At 43.6% G+C, this 16,331-nt stretch carries 16 protein-coding genes; 9 read left to right on the forward strand and 7 right to left on the reverse strand.

Features of this window, described 5'->3' with window-relative positions:
* Positions 1–324: 324 nt before the first annotated feature.
* Both AB5123_RS03695 and fliB read left to right on the forward strand, forming a co-directional pair.
* A complete protein-coding gene (locus tag AB5123_RS03695) occupies positions 325–1,257 on the forward strand; it encodes a hypothetical protein (protein ID WP_138339422.1) in 933 nt (310 codons plus the stop codon).
* 100 nt (positions 1,258–1,357) lie between these two features.
* The gene (fliB, locus tag AB5123_RS03700; protein ID WP_337811985.1) at positions 1,358–2,461 is read left to right on the forward strand and encodes a flagellin lysine-N-methylase; all 1,104 of its coding nucleotides are present in this window, start codon (positions 1,358–1,360) and stop codon (positions 2,459–2,461) included.
* On the opposite strand, the gene AB5123_RS03705 is transcribed toward fliB, so the two are convergent.
* From AB5123_RS03705 to AB5123_RS03715, 3 genes are read right to left on the reverse strand one after another with little or no spacing between them, the layout of a single operon-like run.
* A complete protein-coding gene (locus AB5123_RS03705; protein ID WP_368364535.1) occupies positions 2,458–2,793 on the reverse strand; it encodes a hypothetical protein in 336 nt (111 codons plus the stop codon). The genes fliB and AB5123_RS03705 overlap by 4 nt on opposite strands.
* Complete coding sequence (locus tag AB5123_RS03710) at positions 2,780–3,232, reverse strand: hypothetical protein (protein WP_278339965.1); 453 nt, start codon at positions 3,230–3,232, stop codon at positions 2,780–2,782. The genes AB5123_RS03705 and AB5123_RS03710 overlap by 14 nt, the downstream gene beginning before the upstream one ends.
* Before the next feature lie 39 nt (positions 3,233–3,271).
* On the reverse strand, positions 3,272–3,532 hold the full coding sequence (locus tag AB5123_RS03715) for a hypothetical protein (RefSeq protein WP_022286541.1): 261 nt from the start codon (positions 3,530–3,532) through the stop codon (positions 3,272–3,274).
* Positions 3,533–3,614: 82 nt separating this feature from the next.
* Between AB5123_RS03715 and AB5123_RS03720 the strand changes: the two genes are divergently transcribed.
* The gene (locus AB5123_RS03720; RefSeq protein ID WP_022286542.1) at positions 3,615–4,097 is read left to right on the forward strand and encodes a metallophosphoesterase; all 483 of its coding nucleotides are present in this window, start codon (positions 3,615–3,617) and stop codon (positions 4,095–4,097) included.
* A gap of 254 nt (positions 4,098–4,351) precedes the next feature.
* Here the strand turns inward: AB5123_RS03720 and AB5123_RS03725 are convergent, their stop codons facing one another.
* Positions 4,352–5,278, reverse strand: coding sequence for a LysR family transcriptional regulator (locus AB5123_RS03725; protein ID WP_022286543.1), 927 nt, complete (start codon positions 5,276–5,278; stop codon positions 4,352–4,354).
* Between the two features lie 309 nt (positions 5,279–5,587).
* Here AB5123_RS03725 and AB5123_RS03730 point away from each other — a divergent pair, with 309 nt between their 5' ends.
* The 3 genes from AB5123_RS03730 (at position 5,588) to AB5123_RS03740 (ending at position 9,430) form a co-directional block, all read left to right on the forward strand.
* The gene (locus tag AB5123_RS03730) at positions 5,588–6,898 is read left to right on the forward strand and encodes an MATE family efflux transporter (protein ID WP_117924376.1); all 1,311 of its coding nucleotides are present in this window, start codon (positions 5,588–5,590) and stop codon (positions 6,896–6,898) included.
* A 116-nt stretch (positions 6,899–7,014) separates the two neighbouring features.
* Positions 7,015–8,121 (forward strand): ATP-binding protein, encoded by a 1,107-nt coding sequence (locus AB5123_RS03735; protein WP_038670627.1) that lies wholly within the window; start codon positions 7,015–7,017, stop codon positions 8,119–8,121.
* A 118-nt stretch (positions 8,122–8,239) separates the two neighbouring features.
* Positions 8,240–9,430: a metallophosphoesterase gene (locus AB5123_RS03740; RefSeq protein ID WP_337811983.1), complete on the forward strand. Its 1,191-nt coding sequence runs from the start codon at positions 8,240–8,242 to the stop codon at positions 9,428–9,430.
* A 52-nt stretch (positions 9,431–9,482) separates the two neighbouring features.
* Here the strand turns inward: AB5123_RS03740 and AB5123_RS03745 are convergent, their stop codons facing one another.
* Positions 9,483–11,873: a CotH kinase family protein gene (locus AB5123_RS03745; RefSeq protein WP_368364536.1), complete on the reverse strand. Its 2,391-nt coding sequence runs from the start codon at positions 11,871–11,873 to the stop codon at positions 9,483–9,485.
* 218 nt (positions 11,874–12,091) lie between these two features.
* Here AB5123_RS03745 and AB5123_RS03750 point away from each other — a divergent pair, with 218 nt between their 5' ends.
* The 3 genes from AB5123_RS03750 to AB5123_RS03760 all read left to right on the forward strand — a co-directional run bounded on the left by AB5123_RS03750 (position 12,092) and on the right by AB5123_RS03760 (position 14,977).
* Positions 12,092–13,114, forward strand: coding sequence for an ABC transporter substrate-binding protein (locus AB5123_RS03750; RefSeq protein ID WP_270762434.1), 1,023 nt, complete (start codon positions 12,092–12,094; stop codon positions 13,112–13,114).
* A gap of 86 nt (positions 13,115–13,200) precedes the next feature.
* The gene (locus tag AB5123_RS03755; protein ID WP_022286549.1) at positions 13,201–14,172 is read left to right on the forward strand and encodes an ABC transporter permease; all 972 of its coding nucleotides are present in this window, start codon (positions 13,201–13,203) and stop codon (positions 14,170–14,172) included.
* 10 nt (positions 14,173–14,182) lie between these two features.
* Positions 14,183–14,977, forward strand: a complete 795-nt coding sequence (locus tag AB5123_RS03760; protein ID WP_022286550.1) for an ABC transporter ATP-binding protein — start codon at positions 14,183–14,185, stop codon at positions 14,975–14,977.
* A gap of 65 nt (positions 14,978–15,042) precedes the next feature.
* Here the strand turns inward: AB5123_RS03760 and AB5123_RS03765 are convergent, their stop codons facing one another.
* Together AB5123_RS03765 and AB5123_RS03770 are read right to left on the reverse strand one after the other, a co-directional pair.
* A complete protein-coding gene (locus tag AB5123_RS03765; RefSeq protein ID WP_022286551.1) occupies positions 15,043–15,747 on the reverse strand; it encodes a hypothetical protein in 705 nt (234 codons plus the stop codon).
* On the reverse strand, positions 15,744–16,199 hold the full coding sequence (locus AB5123_RS03770) for a LytTR family DNA-binding domain-containing protein (RefSeq protein ID WP_337811980.1): 456 nt from the start codon (positions 16,197–16,199) through the stop codon (positions 15,744–15,746). Before AB5123_RS03770 ends, AB5123_RS03765 begins: the two co-directional genes overlap by 4 nt.
* Between the last annotated feature and the right edge of the window lie 132 nt (positions 16,200–16,331).

The raw sequence follows: 16,331 nt of genomic DNA on the forward strand, positions 1-16,331 counted from the left end.
AAGCCGTCACATTTCGCCTCCTTTTGCAGGAACACACCTGCACACCTGCAAACAAAGCACAGGTACATAAACATATTATAATATTTTTTATCATCAATGTCAATGACAGTTTAATTACAATATTGTCACATTTCACTCTTTAAGCCCTCTTCTTGAGATATTTGCCATATTTACACCGATATTTTGACATTATAGCCAAATAGACGTTTACTAATTTGATTAAAATACATATTAACAGAATCAACAAAATGTGATATAATGAGATTTAAGGGCGTGCCTTGGAAGGCGTTGCCCTTATAGTATAAAAGCAAGGGGGGCAGGAAGTTGCATAAAAAAATTATCTGCGGTGCATTGTCTGCTGCAATGTTCCTGACCCTTTTTTCAGCCTGCGGTCGATCTGAAGAGAGCGTGGTCAATACTAAAAACTCCTCGTTTATCGAACAAGAGGAAGTCGTTGACAGCCCTGCAAAGATATTTTTCTCAGCATGGAACGGCAGTGAGATAACCGCTGACACGGCTAGAGAGCATGGTATGATTTTCATGGACTCTTCGGAAGAAAGTGATATGCGCTGGGCTGAGTTCTGTGAGTGCGTAAAAAGCGGCACTGAGGCTGAGATAACAGTATGCACAAGCACGCAGGTGATACATGCTGAAAGCTCTTTGGAGGGGGACAGCGGTGTTCTTACCATAGAATCTGAGGACTTTTCTGAGGGCAGCATGAAGCTTTTCTCAAAAAAGCTTTCTGCCGACAGCTTTTACAGCGTTTGTGAAAACGGATTGACGGTATATTACGCAGGAAGCAACAAGCTTTATCAGACAGAGAATGTAACAAGTGAGCTTACAGACGTTCCTTTTGAGCAGAAGATATACAAGTGCAGCAGTGAAGCCAACATGACATTCCCCTATCAAAAAATGTTCTCAAATTATGATGATTTCAGTGAATATTATTTAAAATACAATGGTGAACTGCAAATTCAGGAAATGAAAAAGGATATGGAAGCTTTTGAAAACGAAGGCGGCTTCAACAACCATGTTATTTTTCTAAAAGGAGAGCTTTCGGGATATGAGCATATCGACTACAAAGCAGTAAGGGCGGTCAAGGACAAGGATTCCCTTTTCATATATGTGGCTAAAGAGATACCTGAGAACAAGGCAGGGGCGACTTCAAAACGGCAGATAACTGTCACAGTGCCGTCAGAGTATCTTGACGAGATAAGCCCCAAAAACATAAAATGGATAGTTTTCACACAAGAGTGACAAAAGGTGGACAAGGTGTCTGCCTTTTTTTATTCTGAAAGTTGACAGATAAAAGCATTAGTATTATAATAAGGTCAACACCTCATAAGGAGATATTTATATGAAGCTTTTTTACCCTGAGATATTTGATGAATTTGTCTGCACAGGCTCGCAGTGTTCTGACAACTGCTGTATGACCGATTGGGATATCGAGATAGACGAGGACACCTACGGCTTTTACAAAAAGCTTGACAATAATATAGGCAGGAAGTTTGTGAACTCAGTTACGGAAGACGAGGGCGTGAAATATCTTGTCCACTGCGACGGCAAATGCCCTATGCTCAACGAAAAGGGGCTTTGCTCTGTTCAGCTTGCTTACGGTGAGGAAAACATCTCAGACATATGCCGTGAACACCCGAGGTTTTACGAGTGGTTTGGAGATTACAAGGAGGCAGGCGTGGGACTTGCCTGCGAAGAAGCTGTGAGAATGTATCTTTCTGACGATGAGCCTGTAAGATTTTTTACCAAAGAGATAGATGAAGAGCCTGACGACCTTGAGTTCGATCCCCAGCTTCTTGAAACCATGCTTTTTGCACGAACGGCTTTCATTGACCTGCTTCAAAACAGGGAATATTCTCTCCATGACAGACTTGTGAACGTTCTTTCAGCGTCAGCGGAGATACAATATGCTCTTGACGAAGAGGATACAGAGGAGATAAAAGCCATTGCCCAGGAGCTTTCCCAACCTGAGATAATTGCAGAGCGTGTGGAGAGTTTGAAAAAGGCTTTGCCTGAAAAGCCTTTGGAAAATGCCGAAAATATGCTTTTGTATCTTGAACGTCTTGACTTTATAGGCGACATTCTCCCACAGCAGATAAAGGACGCAAGCCGATTTGTGAAAAAGCTTTCCGCACCCTTAAAGGCTCAGACGAGCGGTGAGTACGAAAAGCTTGCGGTGTATTTTGTATACAGATATTTTCTTAAAGCTGTGAGAGATTTCGACCTGCTTTCAAAAATAAAGGCTATGATAGTGTTCGTTTTTGTCGCAGAGGTCATAAACCTCAGTCGTGAGCAGGACGCTCACGCACGCTTTGAAACCGTCAAGGAGCTTTGCAAGGAGATAGAATACTCAGGTGACAACATGGACAGGATATATGATGACAGCTATCTTTCCGATATTTTCTCCGACACTTCTATGCTTGCACTTCTTGAATGGACGCTTTAAAGAAGAAGGTAGCCAAGTGCCAGAAGAAGCTTTATGTCTGCGCCCTGCTTGTATAATATGTAAATAAGCAGACCGATAAGGGCTTTTTCCTCGTCTATCTTTATATCGCCTAAATTCCCCCCAAGCAGACCGCTCAAAAACGAACTGCTCTGAGGGGCTTTTTGTGGGCTATGAGCATTCTGAGTGCGAGGGGTTTCCTCTGCTTTAGGTGGTGCAGGCTCGCTATTAGGGCTTGCGCTCACAATGCTTCGTGAACGCCTTTGCATTTCTCTCACACGGCGAATGGCTTCCTCCTGCATGGTGGTGAAATTATTGTCATCAGAATAAGCCAAGCAGATCACCTCCCAGAAGTCCGCTTTCTTTCAGTGCGGGATAGACCGCAAAAAGCTTGAATATTTTTATGAGCCTGTCTATTTTCGCCTGATTTTCTTCTTTCAGCAGAGGTCGCAAAGCAAGAAGAAGCTGGATATTTTTATCGGGCTTTGAAGCTGACTGCATAATGCTTTGTATCTTCATAAGCTTTGCAATATCAAGACCCCCTGTCTGTGTCGCTTGCGCAGGCTTGCTTTCCGCAGGCGGAGAAACGCCGCCTAGGCTTTGGAGAAGCTGAGAAAAGTCCATGTTCCGGGGGCTTTGTGGAGCTTCGCTCTGACCGCCCTGTTCTCCCTGTCCGCCGTTATCCGCCGTGAGCATATCCGCAAGCTCCTTTATCTGTTTCATGCTTTCCTCGTCATTAAGCACATTCTGTATTTTGTTCATCAGATCGTCCAATTATTTCACCGCCTGTTCAAGCTTTTGCCCTGTAAAATACTATTTTCCCTGAAGCTTTTTGAATATCGCCCTTGCCTGTGGTGAGGACAATATTTTCTCGGCAGTTTTCGGATCTGACAAAGCCTTTTGAAGCATCATAGCCTCGTTTTGTGGCATACCCTGAAGCGCCCTGTCATAAACTCCGCTTTCAAGCTGACCTTTCAGCACATCAGGAGTAGTGCCTAGCTTTCTTGAAGCCACTGCAAGAAGCGCCTGCATGGCTTTTGGATCCATAGAATTGAAGCTGTTTTTTGCGCTCATAAAAAATTCTCCTTTTTTCTATAGTATTTATAAATATTTATGTTATAATATTGCTTGTTATAACTGGTAAAGGGGTGTAACTATGAGAATAATCGTTTTTTCGGATACTCATGGAAATTATTCTGCAATGCACAAAATATTCAAGAGAAACGGCGACGCCGACCTGTTTATTTTTCTTGGTGACGGTGAACGTGACCTTGACAGCCTGAGAGTGCAGTATCTTGACAAAAAGATAGTAAACGTATCAGGAAACTGCGACTTTGCCTCGCTCACTCCCGAAAATGACATATACATGACCGATGACGGTATAAAGATATTTTTCACACATGGCCACAAGTGGGGCGTGAAATACTCTACCGACAGACTTTTTTACAAAGCCAAGGAAATAGGCGCACAGATAGCACTTTTCGGACACACACACTGCCGCTACTATGCCTATGAGGAGGGTATCCACATTTTAAACCCCGGCAGTGCAGGTCAGCCGAGAGACGGCAAGCCTGCAAGCTATGCCTATATTGACATTACAAAGGACGGGGGCATATTCTGTAGTCACGTTGACCTATAATATGCTCAGAGCTTAGATCTTGTTAAGGCAATACCGCACAAAGATTGTGCGTCAGATGCGTAGTCAGATTTTTTGTCAGATTGCATAAAAATTCCGCAGGCATACTGTCGTATGTCAAGGGATTTTTGTGTGATATGACGGAAAATCTGCAAGCAGATGGCGTGCAAAGCCGTCAGGCAGGCTTTGTGCGGTGTTGCCTTAAACAAAAAGCGGACGAACACCTTTCATGTTCGCCCGCATTTTTATGCTAAAAATTATTCTGATATCTCTTTTCTTACCCTTTCAAGCTCATCGAGGAACATCTGATCCGCATGGCTAAGGCGGTAATTGCTCTGATAGATAAGAACGTCCTTATTGGTCTTTTTGAAGCTATGACAAACTCTCTGCACAAGGCCATAACGCTTCAATATCTCCTTTGGCAGAGGACTTACCCACATGAATGAGTCTGGACAAGCCGAGAGGATATCGAACTGACTTCCTCTCTCATAGACGTAAATATGCCTGCTGTGATTATTAAGCTCAGCGTTTTTCTTCTGATAAGTCGCTGAGATGTTCGGCACGATATTATCGCCGTGCAATACCTCTATGTATTTATCAAGGACAGTTTCGTTTATCTCTTTTTCTTTAGCAAGCTGGCTGTTTTCGCTTGTGATAAGTACATAATCGAACTCCCACACGTTATGATATTTCAGATTTTTCTCTTCTATCATAGACATGAAAAAGCTCTCATATGCCACAGGATAACGGATTATACCCATGTTATATTCGCATTCCACCACTGCGTTTATGGCTTCCATGGAGTTTGTTTCCCTTATTTTTGCGTCAAGCTCCACATTCGTGCCTAACTTGTTCACAAAGCAAGTGAAAGCGTGGGTTATATAGCTTGCTCTTGGCAAAAGCAGAGAGAAGTTCACAGCGTTTTCACCATTATCCTTATAAAGGCTCTCCATTTTATCCATTTGCACAAGTATGGCCTTTGCATACTGCAGGAACTGCTTACCCTTTTCTGTGGCAACAACACCCTTTGCACTTCTTTTAAAAATCGGTATGCCAACTTCTCTTTCCATTTCCTTTATAGCTTTTGAAAGGTTAGGCTGACCCATATAAAGTGCTGAAGCTGCTTTTGTGATAGACCCAAGTCTTTCGACCTCTACCATATATCTGAGATGAGTTAAATTCATAGTTTCCCCTTCTTTGTTATCGGTATATAAAATTTTAAGGCTGTCATATAATATTATATATGCTTTCTGTCAATTTCATTATAAAGCTTTGTTAAAAACTTGTCAACCGCAGAGAGCGTTTTTTAACATTTATTTAACATAAAGCGAAGGCATTCACCTCTTGACAATGCCTTTACACTCTGTTATAATCTTATATGTTTAAGGCTTACTTCTGCCGCCGGGTAGAAGTTTTGCGTCGGACCTGCTGTCGTTAGGCTTTAAAAGACAGCGGTGTTCGGCGTTTTTTTGTGGGATAAACGGAGGGTAAAAATGAAGAAAAATTCACATCTTAGGGACTTTGCCAGATACGCTTCTCTGAACGTTCTTGGAATGATAGGTGTATCGTGCTATATCCTTGCGGACACGTTCTTTGTCGCAAAGGGCATGGGTGCAGACGGTGTTACTGCACTGAATATCGCCATTCCAATATACAGCCTTATCCACGGAACAGGTCTTATGATCGGCATGGGCGGAGCGACAAAGTTTGCAATATACAAAAGTCAGGGACGTGACGAAGCAGGAAGCAGAGTTTTCACCTGTGCACTGCTTATGGCTCTGGTGATTGGAGCGATATACTTTTTGGGCGGAGCGTTTTTCTCAATGCCACTTGCAAAGCTTCTTGGTGCAAAGGGCAGCGTTGTGGGCATGACTAATACCTACCTAAAAGTGCTTATGATGTTCGGACCGTTCTTTGTGCTTAACGACACTTTCAACTGCTTTATAAGAAATGACGGAAACCCAAAGCTTTCAATGGCGGCAATGCTTACAGGAAGCTTTTCAAACATAATACTTGACTATGTGTTCATTTTCCCGCTGGATATGGGCATTTTCGGAGCTATCCTTGCAACAGGGCTTTCGCCTGTCATAAGCCTTTGCATACTGAGCATATACAAATTCCGCAAAAAGAACAGCTTCCATATCGTCAGGACAAGGCACGAAGGAAGAACTTTTGGCGGCATATTGTCCATAGGCGTGCAGTCGCTTATAACTGAGCTTTCATCAGGCATCGTAGTGCTTGCGTTCAATATAATAATACTTGGTCTTGCAGGCAACACAGGCGTTGCAGCTTATGCAGTGATAGCGAATACTTCCATTGTGGCTGTATCCATATTCACCGGTATCGCACAAGGCGGTCAGCCGCTTATCAGTGCTGCTCACGGCATTGGCAACAAAGACCGTCTTAGAGCAGTGCTGAGATATTCTGTTATATCACAGCTTGTGATTGCGCTTATGGTTTACCTTGCTATTGCATTTTTCACAACGCCTATCGCCGCTATATTCAACAGCGAGCATATCGACTCTCTTCAGCGCATGGCAGAGGACGGCATGAAAATATACTTCACCGGATTGTTTTTCTCAGGCTTCAATATAATAATATCTGCATTTTTTGCGGCTTCTGAAAAAATCATACCAGCCCAGACCATCACCATATTAAGGGGCTTTGCTCTTATCGTGCCAATGGCTTTCATTATGTCCAAGGCAGCAGGATTAACTGGCGTATGGCTTGCTTATCCTGTCACGGAATTTATCGTAGCGGCAATATCCATAATATTCTATATAAGAAACAGACACAAGACATAAAACAAAACGGCAAAGTATCAGGCTTTGCCGTTTTATTTTTGCGTAAAGCTTGAAAAAAGTTGATTTTTATGCTATCATAAAGAATAGTGATAAATTTTGCGGAGGTCAACTGACAAATGATAAACACAAGCGGCAACACGCTGATAATAGATATAAGGGACGAGCTTTCTTTTGAGTATGGTCACATTGACGGAGCAGTGAACATCCCTGCCGAAAAGCTTGATAAAAGCGACCTGCCAAAGGACAAAAAGCTTCTTATCTGCTGTAAAAGCGGACTTATAAGCGACACTGAGGCAGAAAAGCTTCGAGAGCTTGGCTATGACGCTGAAAACCTAGAGGGTGGCTACTATGGCTGGCTGAGAGAAAAGCTTTCCAAAGAGGTCGTAGAAGATATCTCACAGGACGCTGAGCGGAGCATACAAAAGAAATTCCGCAAGGAGATATGGAACAGATTCACACAATCTGTGAACGAATATGAGCTTATAAAGCCTAATGACAGGATAGCGGTGTGCATATCGGGCGGCAAGGATTCAATGCTCATGGCAAAGCTCATACAAATGCTTCACCGCCACAGCAAGTTCCCTTTCGAGGTAAAATTTCTTGTTATGGATCCGGGCTACAGCCCTGCAAACCGTGAGATAATCGAGCGCAACGCAAAGCGGCTTGGAATACCCATAACAGTGTTTGAGTCTGATATTTTTGACTCTGTATACAATGTGGAGAAAAATCCATGCTATCTGTGCGCACGAATGAGAAGAGGTCATTTATACAGCAAAGCACAGGAGCTTGGCTGTAACAAGATCGCACTTGGACATCACTATGATGATGTTATCGAGACCATACTTATGTCAATGCTTTACGGCGGACAGATACAGACAATGATGCCAAAGCTCAACAGCACGAATTTTGAGGGTATGCAGCTCATAAGGCCGCTCTATATGGTCAGAGAGGACGATATCAAGCGCTGGCGTGACTATAACGGGCTGCGTTTCATACAGTGTGCCTGCAAGTTCACCGACACCTGCACCACCTGCGCACCTGACAGCAGGACAGTATCAAAGCGTATGGAGATAAAACAGCTTATTGCAAAGCTAAAGCTTGTTAATCCGCAGGTAGAATACAATATTTTCAAGAGTGTGGAGAATGTTATGCTCAATCAGGTCATTGCATACAAAGACGACGAGGGCAGACACAGCTTTTTGGAGAGATTCAAAGAGGAATAAAAACTCATCAGCCACAAGCGGTGAAACAGGCGAACAAAGGTCGCCCCTACAAAAAAGTCATCGCCGCAGGCGATACCTTAATTCCTCATTCCTCACTTATCTATAAGGTGGCATAATAATGATATTTCTATTTCTTCTGCCCTTTTATCTGGGCGTATCATCATACATGATGTTCCGATTTTTCTACTGGATGAAGCACTGCAACCACAGATTTAACTGGCTGCGTTTCAAAGTGCCTTTTGCAGTGGTCTATCTTTTCATGGCGCTTTCGCCTGTTATAGCTTTTCTGCTTCCAAAATCCGCCGTTGCTATCGTCATAAGGCGAATTTCTACATACTGGATAGGCATTATGCTCTACTCACTCTTGTATGTGGTGCTTTTTGACCTGCTAAGACTTATCGCAAAGCACACGAAGCTCAAAAACACGCTGCTTTTTTCCCGTGGAAGCGTTATTTCCATAGGTTCGGTGGTTGTGGCTTGTGCGGTGGCGACCTGTCTTTACGGCATTTTCAATGCACGAAACATCAAAGTGAATGAATACAGCGTAACTGTCAACAAGTCATGTGGCAGTGACAAGCATTTAAAAGCTGTGCTTGTGGCTGACCTGCACATGGGTTACGCCATCGGTGTGGATCACATCACCAACATGGTTGAGAAAATAAACCAGCAGAACGCTGACATTGTTATAATAGCAGGAGATATTTTTGACAACAGCTATGACGGCATGGACGATCCCGAAGGTATAAAGGCACAGCTCAAGTCCATAAAGAGCAAATACGGCGTTTATGCTGTCTATGGCAACCACGATATAGATGAAAAAATTCTCATGGGATTTACCTTTGACTGGGGCGGAAAACAGCTCCACAACGAGAAAATGACAAACTTTATGAAAGAGTGTAACATAAAGCTTATCAACGATGAGTCTGTTTTGATAAACGATGAATTTTATCTTGTGGGCAGGCGTGACACTGACAAGCCCGGTACTGAGGACGGCACTCGTGCAGAGATATCAGAGCTTACGAAGGATCTTGACAAGACCAAGCCGATATTTGTGCTTTCCCACGAGCCTGACGAGCTTCAAAAGACCGCTGACGCAGGTGCAGACATAGATTTCTCAGGTCACACACATGACGGGCAGCTTTTCCCAGGCAATCTGACAATAGGTCTTTTCTGGGAAAACCCATGTGGCATGATAAAGAAAGATAACATGTACTCCATTGTCACCTCTGGTGTTGGTGTATACGGCACTTTCATGAGGGTAGGAACTGACGCTGAGATATGCTCTGTAGATATTGATTTTGCAGGTTAAGTTATATAGTAAAAGGTCTGTCACTTGATTTTGGTGACAGACCTTTTTTATGCTAAACAATATCTTTTTCAAAAACGGCTTTGATATTCATATCTCCATTCACCTTAGCCTTTATCTCCGATTGGGTATTATCGCCCTTTACGCCCTCCCAATGGTCAAAATGCCAGCCTGATTTTGCTTGTGCGCTCAGTTTTATCTCACAGCCGTCAAAATATGTGCCGCTATAATCACTTTCTATTTCAACGCCCCCTATCAAAACGCTTCCCTGCTCGTTATCCGCTGATATATTCAATGTTCTGCGCTCATAATAGTCAAACTCTCTTTCAAGATAGCCAAGCACTTTATCATATCTTCCCTCAATAAAATTCTGCCAACGTATTATCATAGGGTCTGTAGCTTTCGCAAGGTTTGCCCATGTTGGAAAACGGTCGAAATAATTATCAAGCTCGCCGTAATAGATATTCTTATAATATTCGAGATACTCCCCGAACCGCTCCGCAGTAAAGTTCACGCTTCCAAGCTGACACATTGCCGAGGTGAGCTTCAAATCAAATTCCTCGTTATCTATAAGGCTGCAAAGTATTCCGCCAAACTTTGTATAGCTTTGGCTTCTAAGATACGAGAACATATTTGTTTCCAGATCCTTCTCGTTATAATGCGAGCATGACGATTCCGTATCGAAAAGCACAAAGCGCCATCTGCCATCTGCATAGCTATTGCCCTGCTCTATGGTTCTTGTGCGCCAGCAAGCATAGTTGTTCTGCGGCCAATCGTCATTGAAGATATACATTTCCGTGGCGGCATACTCCACAAGGCTATCCATATCTATCATTGCGCAGGCTTTGCGATAATTCTCCTCAATGGACATATCGTTTTCTGTGATAAACTTATACATATCATTGAAAAGCTTTTCGTCCTCAGCCTCACCCTCGCTCAGCTCATCATTTTTATACATGACAACGTTGCTTTTTGCTACATTGTATCTATCCGCAAAATATCTGTCGCTGTAATCGGATTGGAGAGTATAAAGTCCCCAGTATTCACCGTCTATAAACACCACGCAGGCTGTTCCCTGCTGAGTTTCAACACCTCTGCCTGACACCATATTTTGTATCATCATGTCCTTGAATTTTGAATAATTGGCGTCATTCCCGCCGTTTCTAAGCACAAAGGTCTTGCATGAGGTGATAGCCTCGCCGTTTACATCTGTAAAGCTATCCCAGAAAACTGTATCAAAAGAGCTTTTGCCGTAATCGTTTCGAGCATAAAGCCTGAACGACTTTTGATAATCCGCCCTAGACCAGCCGCCTTGTATCCTTATGCCGCAATCCTGAGAAATAAGGCTGTTGCCCTCACTGTCGAAATACTCTACATAACATTCCTTTTCCCACTCTCTGCCACGCTGATTGTAGTTTGCAGGGATAGAGCCGTTCCAAGGGTGGTCGGGATTTTCTTCGTCATATTCTTTGTATACGTCCCCAAGACAGTAAATGCCCGTTTTTTCGTTGAAAAGCCCATCAGGATCGGTGGTAATGGATACTATAGGCAGATCGTTATGATCTGCACTTGAAACGTCCACAAAATAAGTGGCAGTAACAGTTTTTCCGCACTTTCCGCTTGTACCCTCTGCGCAGGCTCTTATGACAGTGCCTTTATCAACTGCACTTTTGGCAGGCAGTTTTATGCTGTCACGATAGTCAAGCTGTATTTTCATAGGGTCATAAGCCGAAAGGACATTTTCATCATCTGACCTGTCGTCAATTCTCAGGGCATTTTCATAGACCTTTCTTGTGTCCGACGTGGCAGGGTCGGTGCCGTCGGTGGTATAATACACCGTCTGACTCTCTCCTGCGGTTATCTCAAGGTCAAAAGCCTTTTCATAGCTACCTGCCGCCTGAGAAAACACAGGTGTATCTCCGATAGTTTTCTCTGCATTCGCCGTAAGAGGTGTAGGCTCTGAAACGTACATTTCACCCTTGACATTTTTAGAATAGCTCACGCCCTTGTTAAGCTTAGGCATTTTTATGCTCTCACACTGGAACGAGTCATATTTCAATATTATCTCCGCTTCGCTGACCTTGCCTATGCTGAAATCAGCGTGGGGAAAATCAGCATTTTCAAAGCCTGCTGACGAGCAGTATACTATTATATAGTCATGGGCTTTAATGACATATCCGCCCAAAGGCTGATCTCCACCGCCATTTTTTGAAAGTGAAAATCCCGTAAGTGAAATATCTTTATTTGTAGGATTATATATCTCTATCCAATCGCTTGGTTCTCCGTTTTTGTCCTGCATAGCTGTTTTCTTAGATGTTTCGCTGTTTGAGGGGCATATCTCGCTTATATATATTTTCGGCGGTCTTATTATCACCGCAGCGAGCATTACCACCGCTGCCACCGCCGCAAGACAAAGCCCTATCACGAAAGCCCTTTTTAGTCCCAATACAAAACCTCCTGCTCTGCAATACTACAGATATCATTATAGCCTTTTTTCACATTTCTGTCAACCAACTGCAAAACATACAAAATCCATGGGGATTTTCTCCGTGGCTTTTACTATTTCTACAATCCTTTTAACTTTTACTTGACAAACTTTTACGGCTGTGCTTTAATAGAGTAGTAGGGTAAAATCCCCGTAAATACGAAAGGAATGGTACATATATGAAGTTAAGAAAAGTTCTGGCACTTGCCGCTGCAGCGGTAATGGCTGTGGCTGCTCTTGCGTCATGCGGCGTTAAGGAGGACTCCTCCAACGATTCAAAGGCAGGCGGCTCATCAGAAAAGCACTATAAGATAGGCATTGTTCAGATAATGGAGCATACATCTCTCAACACTATCAGAGATGCTGTTATTGACAGACTTGCAGAGCTTGGCTATGTTGACGGCAAAAACTGCACTATCGACGCTCAGCAGGCTAATAACGAGTCAACAACTGTTCAGCAAATACTCGACCAGTTCAAGGCTGACGGTGACGATATCATCATCGCTATCACAACACCATGCGCACAGCTCGCAGCTCCATACTCTGAGGAGATACCTGTAGTATTCTCCGCAGTAACAGACCCTATCGGTGCAGGTCTTTGTGACTCGCTTGAAAGCACAGGGGCAAACATCACAGGCACATCTGACAAGCTCGCTATAACAAAGATACTTGACTTTGCGCTTGAAATGAAGCCTGAAATAAAAACTCTCGGTTATCTTTACAACACAGGCGAGGACAACTCAGTTTCTACCCTTAAAGAAGTAAAGGCTTACTGTGAGGAAAAGGGCATCGCTGTTATCGAAGGCGCTGCTTCAAACACATCTGAGGTGCAGGAAGCTGCTCAGAACCTTGCCGCAAAGTGCGACGCTGTATTCTCACCTAACGACAACACTATCGCAGGCGCTATGGGTACAGTAACAGAAGTTATGAACAAGGCGAAGGTTCCAATGTTCGTTGGCGCTGACTCAATGGTAATGGACGGCGGTCTTGGCACTGTTGGTATCGAGTATTCCGACCTTGGTAAGGAAACTGCAAACATGGCAGCTCAGATACTCAGCGGCGAAAAGAAAGCGTCCGAGATACCAATAAAGGTGTTCAACGAGGACCTCAGCACTTATATCAACAAGACAACTGCTGACGCTATCGGCATCACTATTCCTGACGATATTGCAAACGGAGAAAAGACAGTTTACTTTGATTAAACTATTGCAAAATCAAATCAAACATAGTATAATAGTAGGGAGCGGGACTTTCGCTCCCTGCTATTTTTTATTGAAAGGAAAATTATATGAAACTGAATAAGAAAACAGTTATCTCGCTTATACCGAAAGCTGTGCTTTTGATCTTACTTCTTGTGATAATAAACACTCAGCTCACGGAAAGCGTTGTTACGGGAACATTTGAAAAGGGTCTTGTTTTTTCTATCCTTGCACTTGGAATATTCATCTCATTCAGGATACTTGATATCCCTGACCTGTCGGTAGACGGAACTTTCACCCTTGGCGTTGCAGTATCAGTTATGCAGGCTTTCAACGGCGACCCTATCAAGGGCATACTGCTGTCAATAGTTGCAGGAGCTATCGCAGGAAGCGTGACGGGAATACTTATCACAAAACTCAACGTTCAGCCTATACTTGCGGGAATAATCACAATGACGGCTCTTTACTCCATAAACCTGAAAATCATGGACAGACCTAATATTTCACTCTATAAGAAAGATACTATATTTACAATGGCACAGAAATATTTCGGCGACTATTACAAGCTTGCGGCGGCAGGTATCGTGCTTGTTATTGCGGCTGTTCTGCTTTTCTGGTTTCTTAAAACTCAGGCAGGAATGTCACTTAGAGCCACAGGCGACAATGAATACATGGTAAGGGCTTCTTCAATAAACTCAGACAGAATGAAGATAATGGGCTTTGCCATTGCAAACGCTTTGGTATCCCTTTCAGGCGCAATGTACGCTCAGTATTCCTCGGCAGGCGACTCAAACAGCGGTACAGGTATGCTGGTGGTAGGCCTCGCTTCTATCATTATCGGTGAGATATTCTTCAGCAAGCACTCGATCCTCTGCGGAATACTTGCGGCGATATTCGGTGCGATAGCATACAGATTTGTTCTTGCTTTTGCAATGAATCTTGGTATGGACAGCAACTACACAAAGCTTTTCTCAGCCTGCATAGTTGCCCTTGCTATCTCTCTGCCTGCTATCAAGAAGTATATCACAAAGGCATACAAGCGTGTATGCAGTGACAAATAGGAGGTTTAAAATGCTTAAGCTTGAAAATATAAACATAACCTTCAACAAGAACACTGCCAATGAGCGTAAGGCGCTCCAGCACATAGACCTTGATGTGGCTGACGGAGATTTCGTTACTGTAATAGGTTCAAACGGTGCAGGAAAATCCACACTTATGAACGTTATCAGTGGTAGCTACGAGGCTGACACCGGCAAGATATTCCTTGATGGAAAGAACATCACTCACCTAAAGGAGCATCAACGTGCAAGAACTATAGGCAGGCTTTTCCAAGACCCGCTGAGAGGAACTGCGCCAAACATGACCATAGAGGAAAATCTCGGCCTTGCCTACAGTCGTGGAAAGCGTCGTTCGCTGACTATCGGTATCAGGAAAAAGGACGTTTCAGTGTTCAGAGAAAGGCTCAAGGAGCTTGACTTAGGTCTTGAGGACAGAATGAAAATGCCTGTGGGCTTGCTCTCAGGCGGACAGCGACAGGCGCTCACATTGCTTATGGCGACTATCGTTACACCAAAGCTTCTGCTTCTTGACGAACACACTGCGGCACTTGACCCTAAGACCGCAGAAAAGGTCATGAGGATAACCGAAAAGATAGTAAAAGAAAACGCGCTGACTACTCTTATGATAACACACAACATTTCAAATGCCATTGAATACGGCAACAAGACTATCGTAATGAGCCAAGGCAAACTGCTTCTTACTATCGAGGGCGAGCAGAGAGCAAACATGACGGTGGAAAAGCTTATGAAGCTTTATTCCGACACCGCTGAGGACGAACTTTCAGACAAGATGATACTTCAAGAATAATCAGACACACAAAAAGCTGCGGAGGGAAAACTCCGCAGCTTTTACTTTTGTTCTTTCACATAAGACTAAACATATGTTATATCTATTCCTGCGATCTTTGCTCTGCCCTTTATGATAAGGATCTTTTCTTTTTCATCATAAGCTCCGTTAGGCTGGTCTATTCCGCCAAGAACGCAGTCGGCTTCCACCTTTATGCCCCAGTTCTTCGGGATATAAAGCTCCACTCCGCCGCAAAGCACATCAACATTCAGCTCGACTTCGTTTCCTGCCATATCGGCAGAATCAAAGTACACCTCCATACCGCTGTAACGGCAGCTTATGTCAACTCTTTTTAACACCTTTGAGGTTATATACTTTGTGCAGCCTGAAAATTTTGCGTCGATACGCACATATTCCCCGTTGTCTGAGGATTTATCCCATGCAGGATTATCGGTAGTGTGGGTGGTCCACTTGCTTTGGGTAAACCTGTAGCGATAAGGGAAAATAAATGAAAATCCCACGCTGAGAAGCAGTGCCGCACCCAAAACAGGCCATGGGGTGAACTTCTCGATACCGAGAGTTTCGTCAAAGAGTATCGCCATAATAGCCATAGGGAAGAATATTCCCCAGAAGTTAAGGTGTCTGACGCTCGTTACGATAACAGGAACGAGGAGCAGTGAGATCACAACGCTCCACACGCTTACACTTCCAAGCAGACCTGTGCGGTCAAGGATAAGCGCAACGCCTGCAAGGATAAAGAACAAGCCCCATATAAGATTTTTGTTTTTCATAGAAATCTCCTTTCTCCAAGTCTGAGCTTCAAAAGCTTGTAAAAGCTTCGTGAGGCGTAAAGCTGTTTGTGAGTGCCTGCAAAGCTTATAAGGCTTGCAGAGGTTATGTTTCGTTCAACAGAATAGATGTGCTTTACGTTCACGATAGCAGATTTTGACACCCGCACGAACTTTCGTGGAAGTATCTCTTCAAGCTCAAAAAGCTTCATTTTGACCTGAAAAACGTCGTCAGAGGTATGAGCGTTAAGATTATGTTCCCCTGTTTCAAAAAACAGTATGGAATCAAGGGGAGGATAGAACTGAACTGCGTCTTTGAAAAAAGCTATCTCAGGCTCGCCCTCTGCCGACTCCGCCGCCCTTTTCATTTTAAGCACACGTTCATCGGGCTGGGCGCACCTTATGACTATCTCGTCTTCAGACATATTCTCGTCTATCTCTATCCTGACCTTCACGCTTTCACCCCCGTTTTATCTGACAGCCTTATTATAATCTATTTTTCTTTTCATGTAAACCTCTTTTGGCTGACAGGTGCAGATTTCTATGCAAGAGGTAAATTTTATGGTCCAAAGGGGTGCTGACCATGC

The organism is Ruminococcus sp. RTP21204st1_B2_RTP21204_210225 (assembly GCF_040914135.1).
Taxonomy (GTDB): Bacteria; Bacillota; Clostridia; order Oscillospirales; family Ruminococcaceae; genus Hominimerdicola; species Hominimerdicola aceti.